This is a genomic window from Massilia atriviolacea, assembly GCF_003953935.1.
GTDB classification, from domain to species: Bacteria; Pseudomonadota; Gammaproteobacteria; order Burkholderiales; family Burkholderiaceae_D; genus Telluria_A; species Telluria_A atriviolacea.
The window spans coordinates 90,334-108,367 of record NZ_RXLQ01000001.1 but is presented as its reverse complement, the minus strand read 5'-3'; the positions used below and the strand labels follow the sequence as shown (position 1 = coordinate 108,367).

General features: G+C 66.0%; 16 protein-coding genes and 3 tRNA genes. 10 read left to right on the top strand and 9 right to left on the bottom strand.

Annotated features, from left to right (window positions below; genetic code table 11):
* Positions 1 to 3: 3 nt before the first annotated feature.
* The 3 genes from EJB06_RS00490 to EJB06_RS00480 form a co-directional block, all read right to left on the bottom strand.
* Positions 4 to 1,266, bottom strand: coding sequence for an efflux RND transporter periplasmic adaptor subunit (locus EJB06_RS00490; protein WP_126072036.1), 1,263 nt, complete (start codon positions 1,264 to 1,266; stop codon positions 4 to 6).
* A 202-nt stretch (positions 1,267 to 1,468) separates the two neighbouring features.
* The gene (locus EJB06_RS00485; RefSeq protein WP_126072035.1) at positions 1,469 to 2,320 is read right to left on the bottom strand and encodes an alpha/beta hydrolase; all 852 of its coding nucleotides are present in this window, start codon (positions 2,318 to 2,320) and stop codon (positions 1,469 to 1,471) included.
* Positions 2,317 to 2,511 carry a hypothetical protein gene (locus tag EJB06_RS00480; RefSeq protein ID WP_126072034.1) on the bottom strand — a complete coding sequence of 65 codons (195 nt, stop codon included), beginning with the start codon at positions 2,509 to 2,511 and terminating at the stop codon, positions 2,317 to 2,319. The genes EJB06_RS00485 and EJB06_RS00480 overlap by 4 nt, the downstream gene beginning before the upstream one ends.
* Positions 2,512 to 2,643: 132 nt before the next feature.
* Here EJB06_RS00480 and EJB06_RS00475 point away from each other — a divergent pair, with 132 nt between their 5' ends.
* Both EJB06_RS00475 and EJB06_RS00470 read left to right on the top strand, forming a co-directional pair.
* The gene (locus EJB06_RS00475; protein ID WP_126072033.1) at positions 2,644 to 3,561 is read left to right on the top strand and encodes a LysR family transcriptional regulator; all 918 of its coding nucleotides are present in this window, start codon (positions 2,644 to 2,646) and stop codon (positions 3,559 to 3,561) included.
* A gap of 1 nt (position 3,562) precedes the next feature.
* On the top strand, positions 3,563 to 4,507 hold the full coding sequence (locus tag EJB06_RS00470) for a D-2-hydroxyacid dehydrogenase (RefSeq protein WP_126072032.1): 945 nt from the start codon (positions 3,563 to 3,565) through the stop codon (positions 4,505 to 4,507).
* On the opposite strand, the gene EJB06_RS00465 is transcribed toward EJB06_RS00470, so the two are convergent.
* Positions 4,504 to 5,649, bottom strand: a complete 1,146-nt coding sequence (locus EJB06_RS00465; protein WP_126072031.1) for an alpha-hydroxy acid oxidase — start codon at positions 5,647 to 5,649, stop codon at positions 4,504 to 4,506. The two genes, EJB06_RS00470 and EJB06_RS00465, sit on opposite strands and share 4 nt — an antisense overlap.
* A 24-nt stretch (positions 5,650 to 5,673) precedes the next feature.
* Positions 5,674 to 9,561, bottom strand: coding sequence for a two-component regulator propeller domain-containing protein (locus EJB06_RS00460; protein WP_229426867.1), 3,888 nt, complete (start codon positions 9,559 to 9,561; stop codon positions 5,674 to 5,676).
* 234 nt (positions 9,562 to 9,795) lie between these two features.
* On the opposite strand from EJB06_RS00460, the gene EJB06_RS00455 reads away from it, so the two are divergent.
* The 4 genes from EJB06_RS00455 to EJB06_RS00445 all read left to right on the top strand — a co-directional run bounded on the left by EJB06_RS00455 (position 9,796) and on the right by EJB06_RS00445 (position 10,407).
* A tRNA-Arg gene (locus EJB06_RS00455) sits at positions 9,796 to 9,872 on the top strand.
* Positions 9,845 to 9,982, top strand: a complete 138-nt coding sequence (locus tag EJB06_RS31650) for a hypothetical protein (protein WP_164557757.1) — start codon at positions 9,845 to 9,847, stop codon at positions 9,980 to 9,982. The genes EJB06_RS00455 and EJB06_RS31650 overlap by 28 nt, the downstream gene beginning before the upstream one ends.
* A 32-nt stretch (positions 9,983 to 10,014) precedes the next feature.
* Positions 10,015 to 10,091: transfer RNA gene (locus EJB06_RS00450), tRNA-Arg, on the top strand.
* Positions 10,092 to 10,330: 239 nt separating this feature from the next.
* Positions 10,331 to 10,407 (top strand) — tRNA-Arg (locus EJB06_RS00445).
* A 929-nt stretch (positions 10,408 to 11,336) separates the two neighbouring features.
* Here EJB06_RS00445 and EJB06_RS00440 read toward each other — a convergent pair.
* The 4 genes from EJB06_RS00440 to EJB06_RS00425 are packed head-to-tail and all read right to left on the bottom strand — an operon-like array spanning position 11,337 to position 14,460.
* A complete protein-coding gene (locus EJB06_RS00440; RefSeq protein WP_126072030.1) occupies positions 11,337 to 12,029 on the bottom strand; it encodes a TorF family putative porin in 693 nt (230 codons plus the stop codon).
* A gap of 27 nt (positions 12,030 to 12,056) precedes the next feature.
* A complete protein-coding gene (locus EJB06_RS00435) occupies positions 12,057 to 13,286 on the bottom strand; it encodes a S8 family peptidase (protein ID WP_229426895.1) in 1,230 nt (409 codons plus the stop codon).
* Positions 13,286 to 13,936, bottom strand: coding sequence for a zf-HC2 domain-containing protein (locus tag EJB06_RS00430; RefSeq protein WP_126072029.1), 651 nt, complete (start codon positions 13,934 to 13,936; stop codon positions 13,286 to 13,288). Before EJB06_RS00430 ends, EJB06_RS00435 begins: the two co-directional genes overlap by 1 nt.
* Complete coding sequence (locus EJB06_RS00425) at positions 13,933 to 14,460, bottom strand: RNA polymerase sigma factor (RefSeq protein WP_229426866.1); 528 nt, start codon at positions 14,458 to 14,460, stop codon at positions 13,933 to 13,935. Before EJB06_RS00425 ends, EJB06_RS00430 begins: the two co-directional genes overlap by 4 nt.
* Positions 14,461 to 14,760: 300 nt before the next feature.
* Between EJB06_RS00425 and mrtJ the strand changes: the two genes are divergently transcribed.
* Genes mrtJ through EJB06_RS00405 form a run of 4 tightly spaced genes read left to right on the top strand, consistent with a single transcriptional unit; the run spans position 14,761 to position 18,027 of the window.
* Positions 14,761 to 15,099, top strand: a complete 339-nt coding sequence (gene mrtJ / locus EJB06_RS00420) for a JDVT-CTERM system glutamic-type intramembrane protease MrtJ (protein WP_229426865.1) — start codon at positions 14,761 to 14,763, stop codon at positions 15,097 to 15,099.
* A gap of 35 nt (positions 15,100 to 15,134) precedes the next feature.
* Entirely contained in the window at positions 15,135 to 17,258 is a 2,124-nt protein-coding gene (locus EJB06_RS00415; RefSeq protein WP_229426864.1) for a choice-of-anchor D domain-containing protein, read from the top strand.
* A gap of 23 nt (positions 17,259 to 17,281) precedes the next feature.
* On the top strand, positions 17,282 to 17,791 hold the full coding sequence (locus EJB06_RS00410; RefSeq protein ID WP_126072026.1) for a TlpA family protein disulfide reductase: 510 nt from the start codon (positions 17,282 to 17,284) through the stop codon (positions 17,789 to 17,791).
* A complete protein-coding gene (locus EJB06_RS00405) occupies positions 17,788 to 18,027 on the top strand; it encodes a DUF4266 domain-containing protein (RefSeq protein WP_126072025.1) in 240 nt (79 codons plus the stop codon). Before EJB06_RS00410 ends, EJB06_RS00405 begins: the two co-directional genes overlap by 4 nt.
* Positions 18,028 to 18,034 lie beyond the last annotated feature (7 nt).

Here is an 18,034-nt window from a genome sequence, read left to right as displayed (position 1 = left end):
GAATTATTCCTTGGTTTTAGCCGATGCGTCGGCAACCTTGAGTTCTGTTTTGGCTTCGGCCGCTTTGGCTTCCGGCGCTTTGTCGCCCTCGGCCTTGGCCTGCGCGGCCTTGCTATCCTGGTCCATCGGCACGATCGACGCCGTCACCGGTGCGCCCGGCTGCACGCGCTGCAAGCCGTTGATGACGATTTTTTCGCCCGGCTTGACGCCGCTGCGCACCACGCGCAGGCCGTCCACGCTCGGTCCGAGGACCACGGCGCGGTATTCGGCCTTGCTGTCGGCGCCGATCACGTAGACGAACTTGCGGTTCTGGTCCGTGCCGACGGCGCGGTCGTTGATCAGGATCGTCTTGGCCTGGTTGCCTTCGCCGCCGCCGAGCTGGACCCGTGCGAACAGGCCCGGTACGAGGGTGTTGTCGGTGTTGTCGAACATGGCGCGCATGCGCACGCTGCCGGTTGCCGTATCGAGGCGGTTGTCGATGAATTCGAGCTTGCCTTCGTGCGGGAAGCCGCTCTCGTTGGCCAGGCCGATCTTGACCGGCACGGTGCTGCCCTTCTGCGCCACGCGGCCGACGCGCAGGTAGGTGTCTTCGTCGCCGTCGAAGGTCGCGTAGATCGGATTGCTCGATACCACCGAGGTCAGGATCACGGCGCCGTCGACCAGGTTACCGGTGGTGACTTCGGCCTTCGAGACGCGCCCGCCGATCGGCGCCTGCACATTGGTGTAGCTCAGGTTCAGGCGCGCCGCTTCGAGCGAGGCCTGGGCCGCGCGCACATTGGCGTCCAGTTCCTTCAGGCCCGAGGCCTTCTCGTCGAATTCGCGCTGCGCGATCGCCTTGTCGCCCAGCAGGCGCTCGGCGCGGGCCAGTTCCAGCTTGGCCAGGTCGGCGCGCGCGCGGGCCGAGCTGACCGCCGCTTCGGCGCGATTGGCTTCGGCCTGGTACGGACGCGGATCGATCACGAACAGCACATCGCCCTTCTTGACCACGCTGCCCGGCTTGAAGTTGACCGCCGTGATAAAGCCGTTCACGCGCGCCCGGATGTCGACGCGGTCGACCGCTTCCAGCCGGCCCGAGAATTCCTGGGTCTCGTTGACCGCGCGTTCGATGACGGTGGCGGCGGTGATCGGCGGCCCGGCGGGAGCGGCTGGCTGGGCCTTGCTGTTCGCGTCTTCGCAACCCGCCAGCGACAAGGCCGCCAGTCCCGCCAGGGCCATCGCGGCCGCGAGCGGGCGGGCGAAGGTCATTAATCGATTAGTGGTTTTCATTTTTTTCCTCTTATTGATGAAAATGATTAATAAATCAGGCGTTGAACGGGCTGGCGTTGGCCTGCCCGCGACCTGCGGTATTGCGATATTGCAAAAATGGCAAAAAAATGGCGAAAAGGGTCCGTACGCTGCGGCGAGGGTCTCTCAGCGCAGCTGCACGGGGGTAAGCGGTATGGAGCTAACGGGTACTACAGCTGAAGCCTTACGTCAGGGGCGGCACCGGAGGACACTCCAGGCCATGCAAAAAACTGCCGATTTCGTGGAGGGCCACGGCCTTGCAGGCGCACTCGTTGCGCGCGGCCGTGTCGTCCAGGGGCGCCGCCGCCATGCGCTTGACGGTCGTCGTCACGCCGCAGGTGGCCAGCTTGGCGCCGTATTGTTCAGCCTCGTCGCGCAATGGATCGTCTTCGGCGGACAGGATCAGCGCGGGCGGCAGGTTTTTCAGGCGGCTCGATTGCAGCGGCGACGCGTACGGGTGGGTGCGGTCGGCCGCATTCGGCAGATACCCGCGATAGCTGGCGGCGCACTTGACGGCCACCCCGGCCAGGCTCACGTCCTGCGGAATCTCGCGCATCGAACAGGTGGACAGGCCCGGATCGAGCATCGGCATGATCAGGATCTGGCCCACCAGCGCCGGCCCGCCGCGGTCGCGCGCCATCAGGGTACACACGGCGGCAAGGTTAGCGCCCGCCTCGATGCCCGACACCAGCAGGCGCTTGCCGCTCCATCCCAGCTTGGCCTTGTGCTTCTTGGCCCAGGCCAGCACCGCGTGCGCATCCTCGGCGGCGGCGGGAAACGGGCGCTCGGTGGCCAGGGTGTAGCGCGATGCCAGCACCAGGTGCTGGGTCGAGCAGCTGGCCAGGTGGCGCAGGAATTCGTCCGCCTCATCGAGGTCGCCGCCGATAAAGCCGCCGCTGTGGAAGAACACGATCAAGCCATCTTTCTTGGCGCCGGCGTCGCCGCCGGAATACAGACGCGCAGCCAGCGGGCCTTCGGCCCCCGCAACCTCAAGGTCGCGGATCTTCAACTGCACTGGCGCGTCCTGGACACTCATGGCGCCTCCGCCAGTTCTTCTTCGCCATCGGCCACCAGCGCGGTGCCGAACAGGTCATGTGCGAGTGCATCAAAACCGATGCTCTCGGCACTTGCCGCCTGCGGGAAGCGGTCGGACAAGGCGGTACCCGTCAGCGTCAGCATCGCCATCGCGATTGTCACGATCATCATGATTGCTTTTTGATAACGCATAATAGTAGCCCTTTCCTTCCCGTTGTCCCGACATCCTTTGATGCAGTACGAGCACTTTAAACTTGATCTACAATCTGATAAAGAGGGCAAGAGCGAATTGATTGTTCAACTTTCTGAACAATACGGAGATATATGAATAAATTACAAGCCATGGAAGTGTTTGTGCAGGTGGTCGACGCCGGCGGCTTTACGCGCGCGGCGGAAAGCATGCAGCTGCCCAAGGCGACCGTCTCGACCCTGGTCCAGGGACTCGAACAGGCGCTCGAAGTCAAATTGCTGCACCGCACAACACGCCATGTCAGCGTCACCGCCGACGGCGCCGCCTATTACGAGCGCTGCCTGCGCATTCTGTCGGACGTGCGCGAAGCCGAGGAATCGCTCTCGCGCAACCGCGCCAATCCGAGCGGGCGGCTGCGGGTGGACGTATCGAGCGGGATCGCCAACGACATCCTGCTGCCGGCGCTGTCCGATTTTTTCGTGCGCTATCCCGACATCCGCCTCGATCTCGGGATCGGCGACCGCCCCGTGGACCTGATCGAAGAAGGTGTCGACTGCGCCATCCGGGGCGGCAACCTGCCCGATTCGGCGCTGATCGCGCGCCGCGTCGGCGTGCTGCACTTCGTCACCTGCGCCACCCCGGGCTACCTGAACCAGCACGGGCGGCCCACCCACCCGAACGACCTGTCCAGCCACCGCTGCATCAACTACTTCTCCACCAAGACCGGCAAGATCTACGACTGGGACTTCATCCGCGGCGATGAAGTGATCAACATCGCGGCGCCGGCCTGCCTGGCGGTGAACGACTCCACCGCCTACCTGACGGCCGGCATGCAGGGGCTCGGGCTGATGCAGATGTCGAGCTTCATGGTCGACCAGATGGTCGCCGCCGGCAAGCTCGAAATCGTGCTCCCCGACTGGACCAGCACCCCGCTGCCGATCAACGTGGTCTACCCACAGAACCGCCACCTGTCGGCCAAGGTGCGCGTTTTCGTCGAATGGGTCGCCGACCTGTTCCTCACCCATCCGTTCCTGCAACTGCAAAGGCCCTGATATGCACAGCATCGTCTTCCTCGACCGCGACAGCCTGATGGCCGACGTGCGCCGCCCCGGTTTCGAACACACCTGGCGCGAACATGGCGCGACAAGCGCCGGCCAGGTGGTCGAACGCCTGCGTGGCGCCACCATTGCGATCACCAACAAGGTGCCGCTGCGCGCGGCCGACATCGCACAGCTGCCGGAGCTGAAGATGGTGGCGGTGGCGGCGACCGGCACCGACAACGTCGATCTCGACGCCTGCCGCGCGCGCGGCATCGTGGTCTCGAACATCCGCAATTACTCGCTGGTGTCGGTGCCGGAGCACTGTATCGGCCTCATTCTCGCCCTGCGGCGCAAGCTGAAGGCGTATTGCGCGGATGTGGATGCGGGTCGCTGGCAGGCGTCGTCCCGATTCTGCCTGCTCGATCATCCCATCGGCGACCTGGCCGGCAGCCGGCTCGGCATCGTCGGCTACGGCGCGCTGGGCAAGAAGGTGGCGCTGCTCGGGCGCGCTTTCGGGATGCGTGTGAGCGTGGTATCGCGCTCGCCGGTGGACGACCCGGATGTCGATGTGGTCACGCTCGACGAGCTGCTGGCGACCTGCGACGTGGTCAGCCTGCACCTGCCGTTGACCGCGCGAACGGCCAACATGATCGGCGCGCGCGAGCTGGCCCGCATGAAGCGCGGCGCGCTCCTGATCAACACCGCGCGCGGCGGCCTGGTGGACGAGGCGGCGCTGGCGGCCGCGCTGAGCGACGGCACGCTCGGCGGGGCCGGCTTCGACGTTTTGAGCGAGGAGCCGCCCGCACCGGACAACCCGCTGCTGGCGCTGCGGCTGCCGAACTTCATCCTGACGCCCCATGTGGCCTGGGCCAGTGCCGGCGCCATGCAGACCCTGGCCGACATGCTGATCGATAACGTGGAAGCCTTCGACGCCGGCCAGCCGCGCAACGTCCTCTAGAACGTCCCGGGGAGCAGGATGTTCCTGTCCACGTCGTTCACATCGCGCAGGCCGCAAAACGCCATCGTCAGATCGAGCTCGTTGCGGATGATCTCCAGGCACCTGGTGACACCCTGCTCGCCCATCGCACCGAGGCCATAGAGGAAGGGCCGGCCGATGTACACGCCCTTGGCGCCAAGGGCCAGCGCGCGGATCACATCCTGCCCCGAGCGCACCCCGCCATCCATATGCACCTCGATGCGCTTGCCCACCGCCTCCACGATGGCCGGCAGCGCGCCAATGCTCGACTGCGCGCCATCGAGCTGGCGTCCGCCATGGTTCGACACGATCAGCGCGTCGGCGCCGGAATCGCGCGCCAGGCGCGCATCCTCCGCGTCCATGATGCCCTTGATGATCAGCTTTCCGCCCCAGCGCCGCTTGATCCACTCCACATCGGCCCACGACAGCGCCGGGTCGAACTGCTGCGAGGTCCACGCCGACAGGGAGGACATGTCCGACACGTCGCTCGCATGGCCGACGATATTGCCGAATCCGCGCCGTGGCGTGCGCAGGATGCCCATGCACCAGCGCGGCTTGGTCATCAGGTTGACGATGTTCGCCAGCGTCATCTTGGGCGGGGCCGTCATGCCATTGCGCAGATCCTTGTGGCGCTGCCCCAGCACCTGCAGGTCGAGCGTGAGCACCAGCGCCGAGCAGCGCGCCGCCCTGGCGCGGTCGATCAGGCGCTCGATGAAAGCCCGGTCCTTCATCACATACAGCTGGAACCAGAACGGCTTGCTGGTGCGCGCCGCCACATCCTCGATCGAGCAGATGCTCATGGTCGAGAGCGTGAACGGCACGCCGAAGCGTTCGGCGGCGCGCGCGGCCAGGATTTCGCCGTCGGCGTGCTGCATGCCGGTCAGGCCGGTAGGCGCGAGCGCCACCGGCATCGCCACCTCCTGCCCGATCATCGTGCTGCGGGTCGTGCGGTCGACCAGGTTGACCGCCACCCGCTGGCGGAACTTGATCTTCGCGAAATCGTCGCTGTTGGCGCGATAGGTCGATTCGGTCCACGAGCCGGCGTCGGCGTAGTCGTAGAACATGCGCGGAACGCGCTTGCGGGCCAGTACCCGCAGGTCTTCGATGTTGGTGATGATGGTCATGCATCTCCTTGTGCGTGTTGACTTCTAGGCTGCCACCCTGAGCGGCAGGTCGATGAAGAAGGTGGTGCCGCGACCCGCGCCGCTCTCGACCCGGATGCTCCCTTCCAGCAGCGAGGTAACGATGTTGTACGTGATGTTCAGGCCCAGGCCCGAGCCGCCCTGCCCCATCTTGGTCGTGAAAAACGGATCGAAAATACGCACCTGGTGCTCGACCGGGATGCCCACGCCGTCGTCATGGAACACTACCTGCACCCGCTCGGCGCCGTGGCGCGCGGCCGTCACCGTGATCGCACCGCCGATGCGCCCTTCGAAGGCGTGCAGCAGCGCGTTATTAATCAGGTTGATCATCACCTGCCCGAAGGGCCCCGGATAGCTGTCCATCTCGACGCCGGCCTCTACCTGCAAGGTGAGCGTGTGGCCGGCCTTGCGCACCTGGTTCATCATGGTGGCCACGATTTCGTGCGCCGCCTGCTCCAGGTCGAAGCGGCGCCGCTGGGCACTGGCCTGGTCGACCGCCACCTGCTTGAAGCTGTTGAGCAGGTCGGCCGCGTTGAACAGGCTGCGCATGATCAGTTCCGACGCCTCGCGCGCGGCGTCGATGAACACTTTCAGTTCGGAGCGGCGGATGGTGGCGCCATCGAATTTTTGCGCGATGTCGCCGGTCTTTTCCTGCAAGGTGCTGGCCATCAGCAGGCTGTTGCCGATCGGCGTATTGAGTTCGTGCGCCACGCCGGCCACCAGCGAGCCCAGTGCCGCCAGCTTCTCCTGGGCCACCAGCTGCGCCTGGGTGCTCTGTAGCTGGCGGTAGGCGTCGGCATTATCGAAGGCCACGCCCACGTACGACGCCAGCGTGCGCAGCATGTCGAGGTGAATGCGTTCGTAGGCGTTTTCCACGTAGCTGTGCACCGACACCACGCCCAGCATGCGGCCGTTGACCGCGATCGGCACATACAGCAGCGAGCGCGGTGGCGTCGGCAGCGATCCATCTTCGAGCGTGCCCAGATGCTCCTCGCTGGACGTGAGCGACAGGTCGCTGATATAGCTGCGGTACTCGCGCTCCAGGTTATTGATGAACACATCGCTCTCGTTGACGATGCACCACACCGCCAGCTGGTTCGGGTCGTCCATGCTGCGCGAATACGGCGAATAGCGCTTGCCGCCCTCGATCGCGAACGGATAATCGATGCTGGCGCGATCCGGCCGGTACAGGCCGATGCCGAACACGCTCGCATCCATCAGCTCATTCACATGCGCGTACAGCATCAGCATGATCGACTCGCTATCGAGCTTGGCGGTCAGCTTGCGGCCGATATCGCTCAGGAGCGCGATGTTGCGGTGCGCCTGTTCGACTTCCGCCTTCTGGCGTTCCACCGATTCCTTTTGCAGTTGCAGCTCCGCCGTGCGCGAGCCCACCTGCCGCTCCAGCAGGGACTTCTGCTGCACCAGCGCGCGCACGCGCAGGCGCATCAGCGCATACGCCGCGCCCAGCACGACGAGCGCCAGCGCAAGGCGGAACCACCAGGTCTTCCAGACCGGTGGAGTGATCGTGATCGCCAGGGTCGTGGGGGTCTCGTTCCACACGCCGTCCTTGTTGCTGGCCCTGACCTGGAACACATACCGTCCCGGATCGAGATTGGTATACGTGGCGAAGCGCTTGCCGGCATCGGTGCTGACCCATCCCAGGTCGAAGCCTTCCAGCTGGTACTGGTAGCTATTGCGCCGGGGATCGGCAAAATGCAGGGCCGCGAATTCCAGCGACAGCACCGAATCGCGGTGCGACAGCGTGATCTGGCGCGCGTCCTCGATGGCGCCGGTCAGCCCTGCGCCATCGCGCTGCGGAACGGCGCGCAACGGGCGGTTGAAGACCAGGAAGTCGGTGATCACGACCGCCGGCGGATAGGGATTGTCTCGGATCGCCTCGGGACGGAAGGACGTCAGGCCGCTGATGCCGCCGAAGTGCAGGCTGCCGTCACGGGTGCGCGCAGCCGCGCCGACAAAGTACGAACCGTCGGTCAGGCCATCCCTGGCGGTGTAGCGCTTGACCTGGCCGGTGGACGGGTCGAGCCGCGCCAGGCCGGCGGTGCTGCTCACCCACAGCATGCCGGCATCGTCCTCCAGGATGCCGCCGATCGGGTCCGACGCCTCCGCGCCGTTGAGCGCGAAGAAGCGGAAGCGCACCTTGCCGTCGGTCCCGGGATCGAGCCGGTGCAGGCCGCCGGCGGTGCCGACCCACAGCTGCCCGGCGCGCGACTCGAACAGATAATAAATGCGGCTGTGGCGCAGGCTGGACGCATCGGCGGGGTCGTAGCGATAGTGGGTAAAGCGGCTGGTGGCCGGATCGAGCCGTTCGAGTCCGTTGTCGGTACCGACCCAGATGATCCCGCGCCGGTCCTCGACCATCGCAAAGCCGTGGTTCTCGCCCAGGCTGTGCGGATTGTGCGGATCGTGGCGCCAGCCGATCCGGTTGCCGCTGGCCGGGTCATGGCGCATCACGCCGCCGCGCGTGAGTATCCACAGCTTGCCGGCACGGTCGATCAGCAGGCGCTGGATGTACGAGGCGTTGGCGTCGCCGCCCAGCGCCAGCGGCGTGACATCCCCTCCCTGTTTATTCATCGACGACAGGCCGGTAGGCGTGCCGACCCAGACCCGGTCCGCGCCGGCCGCCAGCGCCGTCACCAGCTCGCCCTGCCGCATGCGCGTTACCGCGCCGCTGGCCACATCGACCTTGTTGACGCCACCGCCGGTGGTGCCGAGCCACAGCGCGCCGTCGGGGTCGGGCGCCAGGGCGCGGATCTTGTTGGAACTCAGGCTGGCCGGATCGTCCGGCACGTGCGCGAGGCGGTTAAAGCCGCCGCTGGCGATGTCGACCCGGTTCACGCCGCCGAACCAGCTGCCCACCCACAGGGTCCCGCTGCGGTCGAGGAAGGTGGCCGCGACGCGGTTGTCGGACAGCGAATGGCGGTCGAGCGGCTGGTGGCGGTAGCTCACAAACCTGCCGCTGGCGGGATCGCGCCAGAACAGGCCATCGAGTTCGGTGCCGACCCACAGGTTGCCCTTGGGGTCGTGGTACAGCGATTGCACGCGCACCGGGCCGATGCCATCGGCCGCGCCAGGCTGGCGCCGGACCGGCTGCGGCCCGCCCAGCTGCCACGCTTCGAGCCCGCCGCCGGTGCCGATCCATAAGGTGCGCCTGGCCCCGAACGCGAGCGACAGCACCTGGTTGCGGCGCGCGTCGCCGCCCGGGGTGATGACAAACCGTTCGAAGCTACGCGCGCCTGGCGCGAGCCGGTCCAGGCCGCGCGCGGTCGCCACCCACAGGCTGCCATCGGTATCGCGTGCCAGTGCGTTGACGCGGTCGTCGGAGAGGCTTGTGGCATCGCCTGGGTCGTGGCGCAGGGTCTCAAAGCGGGCGCTGGCCGGATCGAAGCGCTTGAGTCCTTCGCCGCTGGCCAGCCACAGGCCGCCGCTGCCGTCGGCGACGATGGCCGAGACCACGCGGTTGTTCATGTCGCCGGTGGCGTAGCGGATGAATTTGCGGGTGCCGCGTTCGTAGCGGATCAGGCCTCCCTTGGTGCCGAACCACAGGCGGCCCTGCTCGTCCTCGAACGAGGCGGAGATGTAGTTATCGGCGATGCTGTCCGGGTCGGCCGGATCGTTCTTGAAGACGGTCATGCGGTAGCCGTCGTAGCGGTTCAGGCCCGCCTGGGTCCCCAGCCACATGAAACCCTGGCGGTCCTGCAGGATGGTCTGCACGGTTTCCTGCGACAAGCCCTGCTCCAGCCCGATATGTTCGAAGCGCAGGCTGCGCACCGGGGCGGCCAGCGCCGCGCCGACGCAGGCCATGCCCAGCAGCCAGGCGAGGGCCAGCCGGGACAGCATCGCGATCGGTCGGGTCGTCAATCGAAGCATCATGGGGGCATTCCACGCAGCAATAGGAGTAATCTAACAGATGCCCGGGCGGGGGTGAAAATTACTTGCTGAGGTGCGCCGCCTGTTTCCGCTCTGGACAAACGGCGGAGGCGCCACTACAATAGCGCCTTCTTCGGAAATGCAAGCGATCCGAAGAGTAGTAGAAACACAAAGTGGATGGCGCCAGCAAATCAAGGGTTCCGAAAACAAAGTGAAGCTGCTATAATCGTTGCTTAAGCGGCTGTAGCTCAGCTGGATAGAGTACTTGGCTACGAACCAAGGGGTCGTGGGTTCAATTCCTGCCAGCCGCACCAAAATTCGTAAGGACGAAGGGCCTTTGAAGAAATTCAAAGGCCCTTTTTCTTTTGCCCTGCTGTTTGCTTGTTCGGTGTTTTTAAAAGATAGCCGCAAGAAGATTTGGTAAAGTCAGAATGCGCTGCTATAATGTTTGCTTAAGCGGCTGTAGCTCAGCTGGATAGAGTACTTGGCTACGAACCAAGGGGTCGTGGGTTCAATTCCTGCCAGCCGCACCACAATTCGTAGGACGAAGGGCCTGAAGAGAAATCTTCAGGCCCTTTTTCTTTGCTCGACGGTTTGCTTGTTCGGCGGCCATGGGAGAAAGCGGTAAGAAGATTTGGTAAAGTGCGAACATGCTGCTATAATCTTTGCATACGCGGCTGTAGCTCAGANTGTTTGCTTGTTCGGTGTTTTTAAAAGATAGCCGCAAGAAGATTTGGTAAAGTCAGAATGCGCTGCTATAATGTTTGCTTAAGCGGCTGTAGCTCAGCTGGATAGAGTACTTGGCTACGAACCAAGGGGTCGTGGGTTCAATTCCTGCCAGCCGCACCACAATTCGTAAGATGAAGGGCCCGAAGAGACATCTCCGGGCCCTTTTTCTTTGCCCACACAATGTCCACATCGGTGCCAGGTCTGACTTTCGGACATTTCCACCTTGGTGCCAGGTCTGACTTTCGGACATTTCCACCTTGGTGCCAGGTCTGACTTTCGGTCACGAACTCTGCTTTAGTCGCTGTTTGTCCACATCGGTGCCAGGTCTGACTTTCGGTCACGAACTCTGCTTTAGTCGCTGTTTGTCCACATCGGTGCCAGGTCTGACTTTCGGTCACGAACTCTGCTTTAGTCGCTGTTTGTCCACATCGGTGCCAGGTCTGACTTTCGGACATTTCCACCTTGGTGCCAGGTCTGACTTTCGGACACGAACTCTGCTTTAGTCGCTGTTTGTCCACATCGGTGCCAGGTCTGACTTTCGGACATTTCCACCTTGGTGCCAGGTCTGACTTTCGGACACGAACTCTGCTTTAGTCGCTGTTTGTCCACATCGGTGCCAGGTCTGACTTTCGGACACGAGCTCTGCTTTAGTCGCTGTTTGTCCACATTGTCCACATCGGTGCCTGTCCACATCGGTGCCAGGTCTGACTTTCGGACACGAGCTCTGCTTTAGTCTCTGTTTGTCCACATTGGTGCCAGGTATGACTTTCGGACGCGACCTCTGCTTTTGTCCGCATCGGTGCCAGGTCTGACTTTCGGACACGAGCTCTGCTTTAGTCCCTGTTGGTAATGTCCATACAGTCGGGTTCGTGTCCGAATGTCAGACCTGGCACCGGGGTGGACACTGTGGGTAACGTCCATACAGTCGGGTTCGTGTCCGAATGTCAGACCTGGCACCGGGGTGGACACTGTGGGTAACGTCCATACAGTCGGGTTCGTGTCCGAATGTCACACCTGGCACCGGGGTGGACACGGCCTGAAGCGGTGGGTCAGAATGAGCGGCCGACCGTCAGTACCAGGCCGTTGCGCGAGGCGATCGTGCCGCTCGAACGGGCGTAGGCGCCCCGCTGCGCGTGCAGCGCATCCCATGCGGCTTGCACTTTCCAGGCGTCGACGCTCACGCCGATGCCGATCCGCCCGTCCACCCGCGTGCCGGAACTGTAGCGCGGCACCGTCGACACCGGACGCAGGTAACCGACACGCGCGAACAGGCCCACGTCATCCGAAAGCGCAACGCCGCCATTGAGTTCTCCGTACACGGTGCCCATGCTCGTGCCCAGATAGGCGGGCGAATACGAAACCCTGCCGCTCAGGCGCTCGCCTCCCAGCCCCGCATACACTTCGCGATAATTCAGGCCCGACATGGTCGAAAAGGTGTGGTTCGATGCGCCGACTTCCCACGAAGGACCGGACCTCATGCGCCGCGCATAGCCGGCATAACCGATCGCGTACACCCCGCGCGGCGCCCCGCTCATCTTCAGCAGCGAAGCGAAACTGCCGGCATAAAAGCCGCTGCGGGTGTCGAACGAGAGATTGAACTGGGCCACCGGGTCGCCCTTGCTGTAGCCGACGCCTCGGTAATAATAGTCGGACACCAGCGCCACGCTGCCGCTGGCCTGGGCGCAGGCTTGGCCGGCAGCCAGGCAGCTCGCCAACGCAAGCGCCAGCGGCCATCTACGCAAGGGCCGCTCCGCGCGCGCGAATGTGTTTCAGATCCTGGGCGGCGAGACCTCGACGCAGACGCATGTACATTTTCCTGTGAGGCGGGTGACGGTGGCGCAGAGGTTGATGCCGCCCGGTTGCAGCACGATGCTCGACCGGACCTGCGGCAAGGTGAGCCCGGGACGCAGCTCGCTCAGCACGGCCATCATGCCAGAGATATGCGCCGCTGAATAGGACGACCCCGATACCATGCCCCAGCGCGCGCCCGGCGCCGACGTCGGAATGTCGCGCCCGGGCGCCATCAGCACCTGCGCCGTCAACTGCCGGCTGCTGTCGGCCGCCACCGCGAACACGCCCGGATGCGAGGCCGGAAAGCCGCCGTCGGCGCTGGCCGCGTCGACCGCGCCAACCACCCGCACGCCGCGCGCGCAGGCGACGTCGATCAATTCGCGCAGCAGGCGGTCGGCCGGCCCGGACAGGCTCAGATTGATCACCTGCGCTCCGTGCATCAGCGCGAAGTTGAGCGCCTTGGCCAGGGTGAAGCTGTTGCAGCGGGTCGCGCCGCCGGCCACCTGCCAGCATGCGCGCAGCGCCATCAGGCGCGCATCCGGCGCCACGCCTTCGATGCCGACACCATTGCCGGCCAGCGCCGCAATCACGCCGGCCACGCCGGTGCCGTGGGTTTCGGCGGCATACGCCTGGCCGTCGACAAAATTCTCCTGGAAGGCGATCTGCCCGGCCAGGTCGGGATGGTCGGTTTCGACCCCGCTGTCGATCACCGCCACCAGCACCTTGCGCCCGGTGGCGGCCTTGCGCACTTCACCCAGCTGCCATTGCAGCGCGGCCGGCTGCACCGGGTACAGCGGATCGCTGGCCTGGGCCGAGAAGGTGTTGATCGCCTGCGCCCAGTCGACCCGCGCATCGCGCGAGAGCGCTTCGACGATCTTGCCCGGCTCGGCGCCGGCCGGTTCGGCCATGCGGTAGCAGTCCACGTTCAGCGCCGGCATGGGCCAGCCTTCGAGGATGGTCAGGCCATGTTCGCGCGCCAGCGCTTCGGCGATGCGGCGCCGCGCCAGCCGTCCGGCATCGTCGCGGTAGTTGGCGCCGTAGGCGGCGTCGGGCCGGAAGTGCGGCGCCGGCAGATGCAGCATGACCAGGATCTGGCGCACTTCGGCCGGGGCCTGGGCCGGCGCCGGCGCCGGCGCCTCCTGGGCGCGGCCGGCGCATGCCGTCAGGAGCAGCAACGCCGACAGCAACAGACGCATAACGGCGCGCATCACGGCGCGCTCCTCGGCCCGAGCGCTTCGGCCAGTTGCACGCCGGCGTCGGCGCGCAGCACCGCCAGCGCCCTGGACTGGCCTCCCGCCGGCGCGTTGAGGACAAAAGCGCCGGTCACGGTCGGCCCGTCGACCACGCGCGCGCCGCTCTCTTGCAGGGTGCGCTGGACCTCGCGCAGGCTGGCGTCGGGCCGGAACATGACGACAATGCTGCCGGCAGGCGCCGCCCCCGATGCGGCGTTACTCAGCGCCTGGTAGGCGGGCCCCTTGTCCGCGGGCGCGATCAGATGGAATGCCAGCACGGCGATCAGGGCGCCCTGCCCGGCCAGCGCCCACGGCATCCAGCCGCCGCCGAACCACGCACGCAGGCCCGCTGGCGCGGGCGGCGCCGCGCGTTCGTGTTTCTCAGGACCGAGGCGCGGCATCAGGCGCGCCAGCGCGCGTTCAGGATCGAGGCCGACCGGGTCGGCCGGCGCCGCCGCATGCAGGCGGCGCTGCCACGCGACTTCGCCGGCGCACTGCGCGCAGTGCTGCACGTGCGCGCGCACGGCGGCCGCCTCGTTCTCGCCCAGGGTGCCGTTGGCAAACCACGGCAGCAGATCGCGCATCGCCTGGTGCGATGCGCCGTTCGGTTCTTGGTTCAGGTTCATAACAGTTCTTCCTGATGTGCGGACAGCAGCACCCGCAGGCGCTGCCGTGCGTGAAACATCCGCGTCTTGACAGTGTTGACAGGGCAGCCCATCGTCTCGGCGATTTCCTGGTAGCCCATGTCGTGGTAATAGGTGAGGGTCACGACCACCCTCTGTTCGAGCGACAGCGCCTTGAGCGCGTCGCCCACGCCCTGCTGCAGCTGCTGCTGCGCGATGGCCTGTTCCGGCTCCTGGCGCATGTCGCCCGCTTCCAGCTCAAAATTCGATTCCACCGGCTCGTCGCGCAAGTTCACCGCCTTGAGCCCCTGGCGGTAGGCGATGGCGAACACCCAGGTCGAGACCTTGCAGCTACTGTCGTAGGTGTGCGCCTTCTGCCATACCACCAGCATGGTGTCGTTGACGATTTCCTCGATCAGGGCGCCGTTGCGCACCATCCGGTCCAGGAAGCGCGCCAGCCGCCCGAAGTAGATCCGGTACAGCGCCTGGAAGGCGTCCCTGTCCCCGCCCGCGATCAGGGCAATCAACTCCGGCTCGCTCGCCCCTTCCGGTCGTGCTGGCGCGCCCCCGAATCGCGCTCTCCATTGTCTAAGCATGCTGCGATGTTCTCCACGATGTTCGCTACTTCTGCGGTGAATACTTGCCCGTAACGAAAAGGTTCATGCTGCCGAGAAAAAAATTTTGTCGTCCTGCCCCAGCCTCCGATTTTACACGCGGCTATTTCCATAAAAATAATTTGCAAAAGCATTGAACCTTTTGCATGCCAGTCTGTATTGACCGTTCAATAACGCCGAACAATGCATCGCCAACGACGAAGGATCAGCATTTTGTTTGCCCTGTGCGGCCCATCACTGTTCGATCACTCGGCGGCCAGCCTGTTTCGCCTGCTCTTGCTCGCGCCGCTGCTGGAGGAACTGGTGGTCCGGGCCGGCCTGCAGGAATGGCTGATGCGCCGCAGCGGCCACGTCGCGGTAGTCCTGGCCGTGCCGGCCCTGGCCTTCAGTCTGCTGCATGCGGCGTCCGGCTGGCAAGCGATGCTGGCCGTGTTCCTGCCCGGACTGGCGTTCGGACTGGTGTATCGCCGCTGGCGCGACTGGCGCTGGTGCGCACTGGTCCACGCGCTGTGTAACGGATACGCATTGGTTTTTTGCAGTTTCAGCATCTAGTTTCAGCATCCATGACACATCAACCAGGAGTAGCAATGAGGGGATTTCGACTGAACCAATCCGGCCTGCGGCATTACATGCGCGGCGCCGGCCTGTGCGCACTGCTGGCGATGGGCCAGGCCCACGCGGCCGATGCCCTGCGCGGCAAGACGCTGTACCTGAACGGGCCGACCGGCGGCGGCACGGCGTGCGCGCGCTGCCACACCGCCAACCCGGCCACCAACGTCAGCCGGATCCTGAGCGCGGCCAATAATCCGGCCGCCATCAGCGCCGCGATTGCCGCCAACAAGGGCGGCATGGGCAATATCTACGCCGGTAAATTCGTCGATGCCGACCTGGCCGACATCGCGGCCTTCATCGGCAACCCGGGCGTGACCGGGGCGCCGGCGGCGAGCCTGACTCCCTCCAGCCTCGCCTTCAGCGGCACGCTGCTGGGGCAGACCGGCAGCGCTCTCGCGGCCACCCTGGCCAACACCGGGACCAGCGCGCTCACGATCGACACCATCGGCGTGACCGGCGCGGCGGCGGCGGACTTCAGCATCGCCGGGGGCACCTGCGCCCCTGGCGGCGCGGTGGCGGCGGGCGCCAACTGCACGGTGCTGGTCAGCTTCAAGCCGAGCGTCGCCGGCGCGCGCAGCGCCACCCTGGCCGTGGCCCACAACGGCACCGGCGGCACCAGCAGCGTGGCCCTGAGCGGCACCGCCAGCGCATCGCCCCAGGCCACCATCGGCGTGTCCGCCACCAGCATCGACTTCGGCGCGCTGGCCATCAATGCGCCATCGGCCCCGCAAAGCATCACCATCAATAACAGCGGCCAGAGCCCGCTGACCTTCAGCGCCCTTACCCTGGGCGGCGCCAATCCCGCCATCTTCTCGCTCGGCGGCGCGTGCGCTGTGAGCAAGCCGCTCGCCGCCGGCGCCAGTTGCGCGCTGACGGTGGTGGCGCAGCCGACCGCCGGCGGCGCCTTCGCCGGCAACCTGACGGTGGCCTCGAATGCCGCAAACGGCAACGTCACCATCGGCCTGGCCGGCAGCGGCGCCAGCGCGACGGCGGCCGCCAGCGCCACCCCGAGCGCGCTGGCCTTCGGCAGCCAGACCATCGGCAGCGCCGCCGGCACGCAGAGCGTCACGCTGGCCAACACCGGCAACGTGTCCCTCGCTTTCTCGTCGATTGCCTTCAACGGCGCCGCTGCGTTCAGCGTGGCGCCGGGCACTCACTGCGGCGCGCCGCTGGCGCCGGGCGCCACCTGCAGCGTACCGGTGCTGTTCGCACCGTCCGCCGCCGGATCGTTTGCGGCTACGCTGGTGGCCAGCTTCAACGGCGGCGCCGTGCAGGTGGCAGTCAGCGGCGCCGGCACCACCGCCGCTGTCGCCACGCCAACCTTGTCGGACACGGGTCCGGTCGGCTTCGGCGAAATCCAGGTCGGTAAAAGCGCAGCGCCGCACACGACGGTACTGCGCAATCCCGGTACGGCGGCTCTGAAGATCGCAACGCTCGCGATCGACGGCGCCAACGGCGGCGACTTCGTCCTCGGCGGCACCTGCGCCGCCGACGCCACGGTCAGCCCCGCAGGCAGCTGCACCATCGAGACCACCTTCAAGCCAGGCGCACCTGGCGCGCGCAGTGCCAGGCTGCTGCTGGCAACCGACGGCGGCACGCAGTTTGCGCTGCCGCTGGCAGGCACCGGCACCGCCGTCGCGGCCGCGCCATCGCTCACGCTCACGCCGCAGTCGTTCGACTTTGGCGCCAGCACGGCGAACAAGCGCTTCACGCTCGGTAATGCGGGCACCGCCGCCATCAACCTGGCCTCCGCGACCTTCAGCGGTCCGTTCGCGCGCGTGCCTGATGCCAGCGGCTGCGCGGCCTTGCCGTTTGCGCTGCAACCGGGCGCCTCGTGCGACCTGGTGGTGGCCTACACCCCGGCCGCCTCGGGCGCCAGCAGCGGCAGCGTGGTGCTGCGCACCGACACCGGCGCCAGCTGGACCATCGCCTTGGCCGGCCAGGCCGCCGCCACGCCAGCCGCTCCGGCGCCGGCACAGAACCAGGGCGGCGGCGGCTGTTCCTCGGTACGCGGCGGCAGCGATCCGATGCTGGCCCTGCTGGCACTGATGGCGGCAGCGGTCCTTCTCTGGCGCCGGCGCAATCCGGCGCAGCCATGATCAACCCACTTTACGGAACCGGCATGAACAACTTCAAACGCAACACACGCGCACTGGCCGCATCCCTGCTCCTGGCGCTGCTGGCGGCGCCCGCCAGCGCGCTGGAAGCGGGAAAACCCGCCCCGGCCTTCGACCTCGCCGGCCCCGATGGCGCGGTCAAGCTCGACAAATACGCCGGCAAGGTGGTGTACCTCGACTTCTGGGCCTCCTGGTGCGGCCCGTGCCGCCAGTCGTTCCCGTGGATGAACGAGATGCAGGCCAAATACGGTCCGCAGGGCTTGCAGATCGTCGGCGTCAATGTCGACGCCAAGGTCGACGATGCGCGCACCTTCCTGGCCGGCACCCCGGCCAAGTTCGCGATCGGCTTCGATCCGGCCGGCGCCACGCCGCGCAGTTATGGCATCAAAGGCATGCCGAGCAGTGTGCTGATCGGCGCGGACGGCAAGGTGCTGTTCGAGCATAGCGGCTTCAAGGCGGGCGACCGCGAGGAACTGGAAACCAAGATCAGGGCGGCGCTGGGAGCGAAGAAATGACGGCCCTGTCCACGATCCTGCTGCGCGCGGCCGCGGTGGCGGCGCTGGCCGCCGGCGCCACCGGCTGCGCGGCCATCACTCCGGTGCAAGCCTGGGAAAAAGGCACGCTGGCCAAGACCGAGATGCTGATGGAGGGCGACGGCCTCGAAGCGCGCTTCAACGAGCATATTTATAACAGCCGCGAGGCGGCGTCCGGCGGCAGCGGTGTCGGCGGCGGCGGCTGCGGCTGCAATTAAGAGGAAT

Bases quoted from the DNA above. Each gene is read 5' to 3' on its own strand.
- EJB06_RS00490 (WP_126072036.1), bottom strand. From the start codon at position 1,266: ATGAAAACCACTAATCGATTAATGACCTTCGCCCGCCCGCTCGCGGCC.
- EJB06_RS00485 (WP_126072035.1), bottom strand. From the start codon at position 2,320: ATGAGTGTCCAGGACGCGCCAGTGCAGTTGAAGATCCGCGACCTTGAG.
- EJB06_RS00480 (WP_126072034.1), bottom strand. From the start codon at position 2,511: ATGCGTTATCAAAAAGCAATCATGATGATCGTGACAATCGCGATGGCG.
- EJB06_RS00475 (WP_126072033.1), top strand. From the start codon at position 2,644: ATGAATAAATTACAAGCCATGGAAGTGTTTGTGCAGGTGGTCGACGCC.
- EJB06_RS00470 (WP_126072032.1), top strand. From the start codon at position 3,563: ATGCACAGCATCGTCTTCCTCGACCGCGACAGCCTGATGGCCGACGTG.
- EJB06_RS00465 (WP_126072031.1), bottom strand. From the start codon at position 5,649: ATGACCATCATCACCAACATCGAAGACCTGCGGGTACTGGCCCGCAAG.
- EJB06_RS00460 (WP_229426867.1), bottom strand. From the start codon at position 9,561: ATGATGCTTCGATTGACGACCCGACCGATCGCGATGCTGTCCCGGCTG.
- EJB06_RS00435 (WP_229426895.1), bottom strand. From the start codon at position 13,286: ATGCGCGCCGTTATGCGTCTGTTGCTGTCGGCGTTGCTGCTCCTGACG.
- EJB06_RS00430 (WP_126072029.1), bottom strand. From the start codon at position 13,936: ATGAACCTGAACCAAGAACCGAACGGCGCATCGCACCAGGCGATGCGC.
- EJB06_RS00415 (WP_229426864.1), top strand. From the start codon at position 15,135: ATGAGGGGATTTCGACTGAACCAATCCGGCCTGCGGCATTACATGCGC.
- EJB06_RS00410 (WP_126072026.1), top strand. From the start codon at position 17,282: ATGAACAACTTCAAACGCAACACACGCGCACTGGCCGCATCCCTGCTC.
- EJB06_RS00405 (WP_126072025.1), top strand. From the start codon at position 17,788: ATGACGGCCCTGTCCACGATCCTGCTGCGCGCGGCCGCGGTGGCGGCG.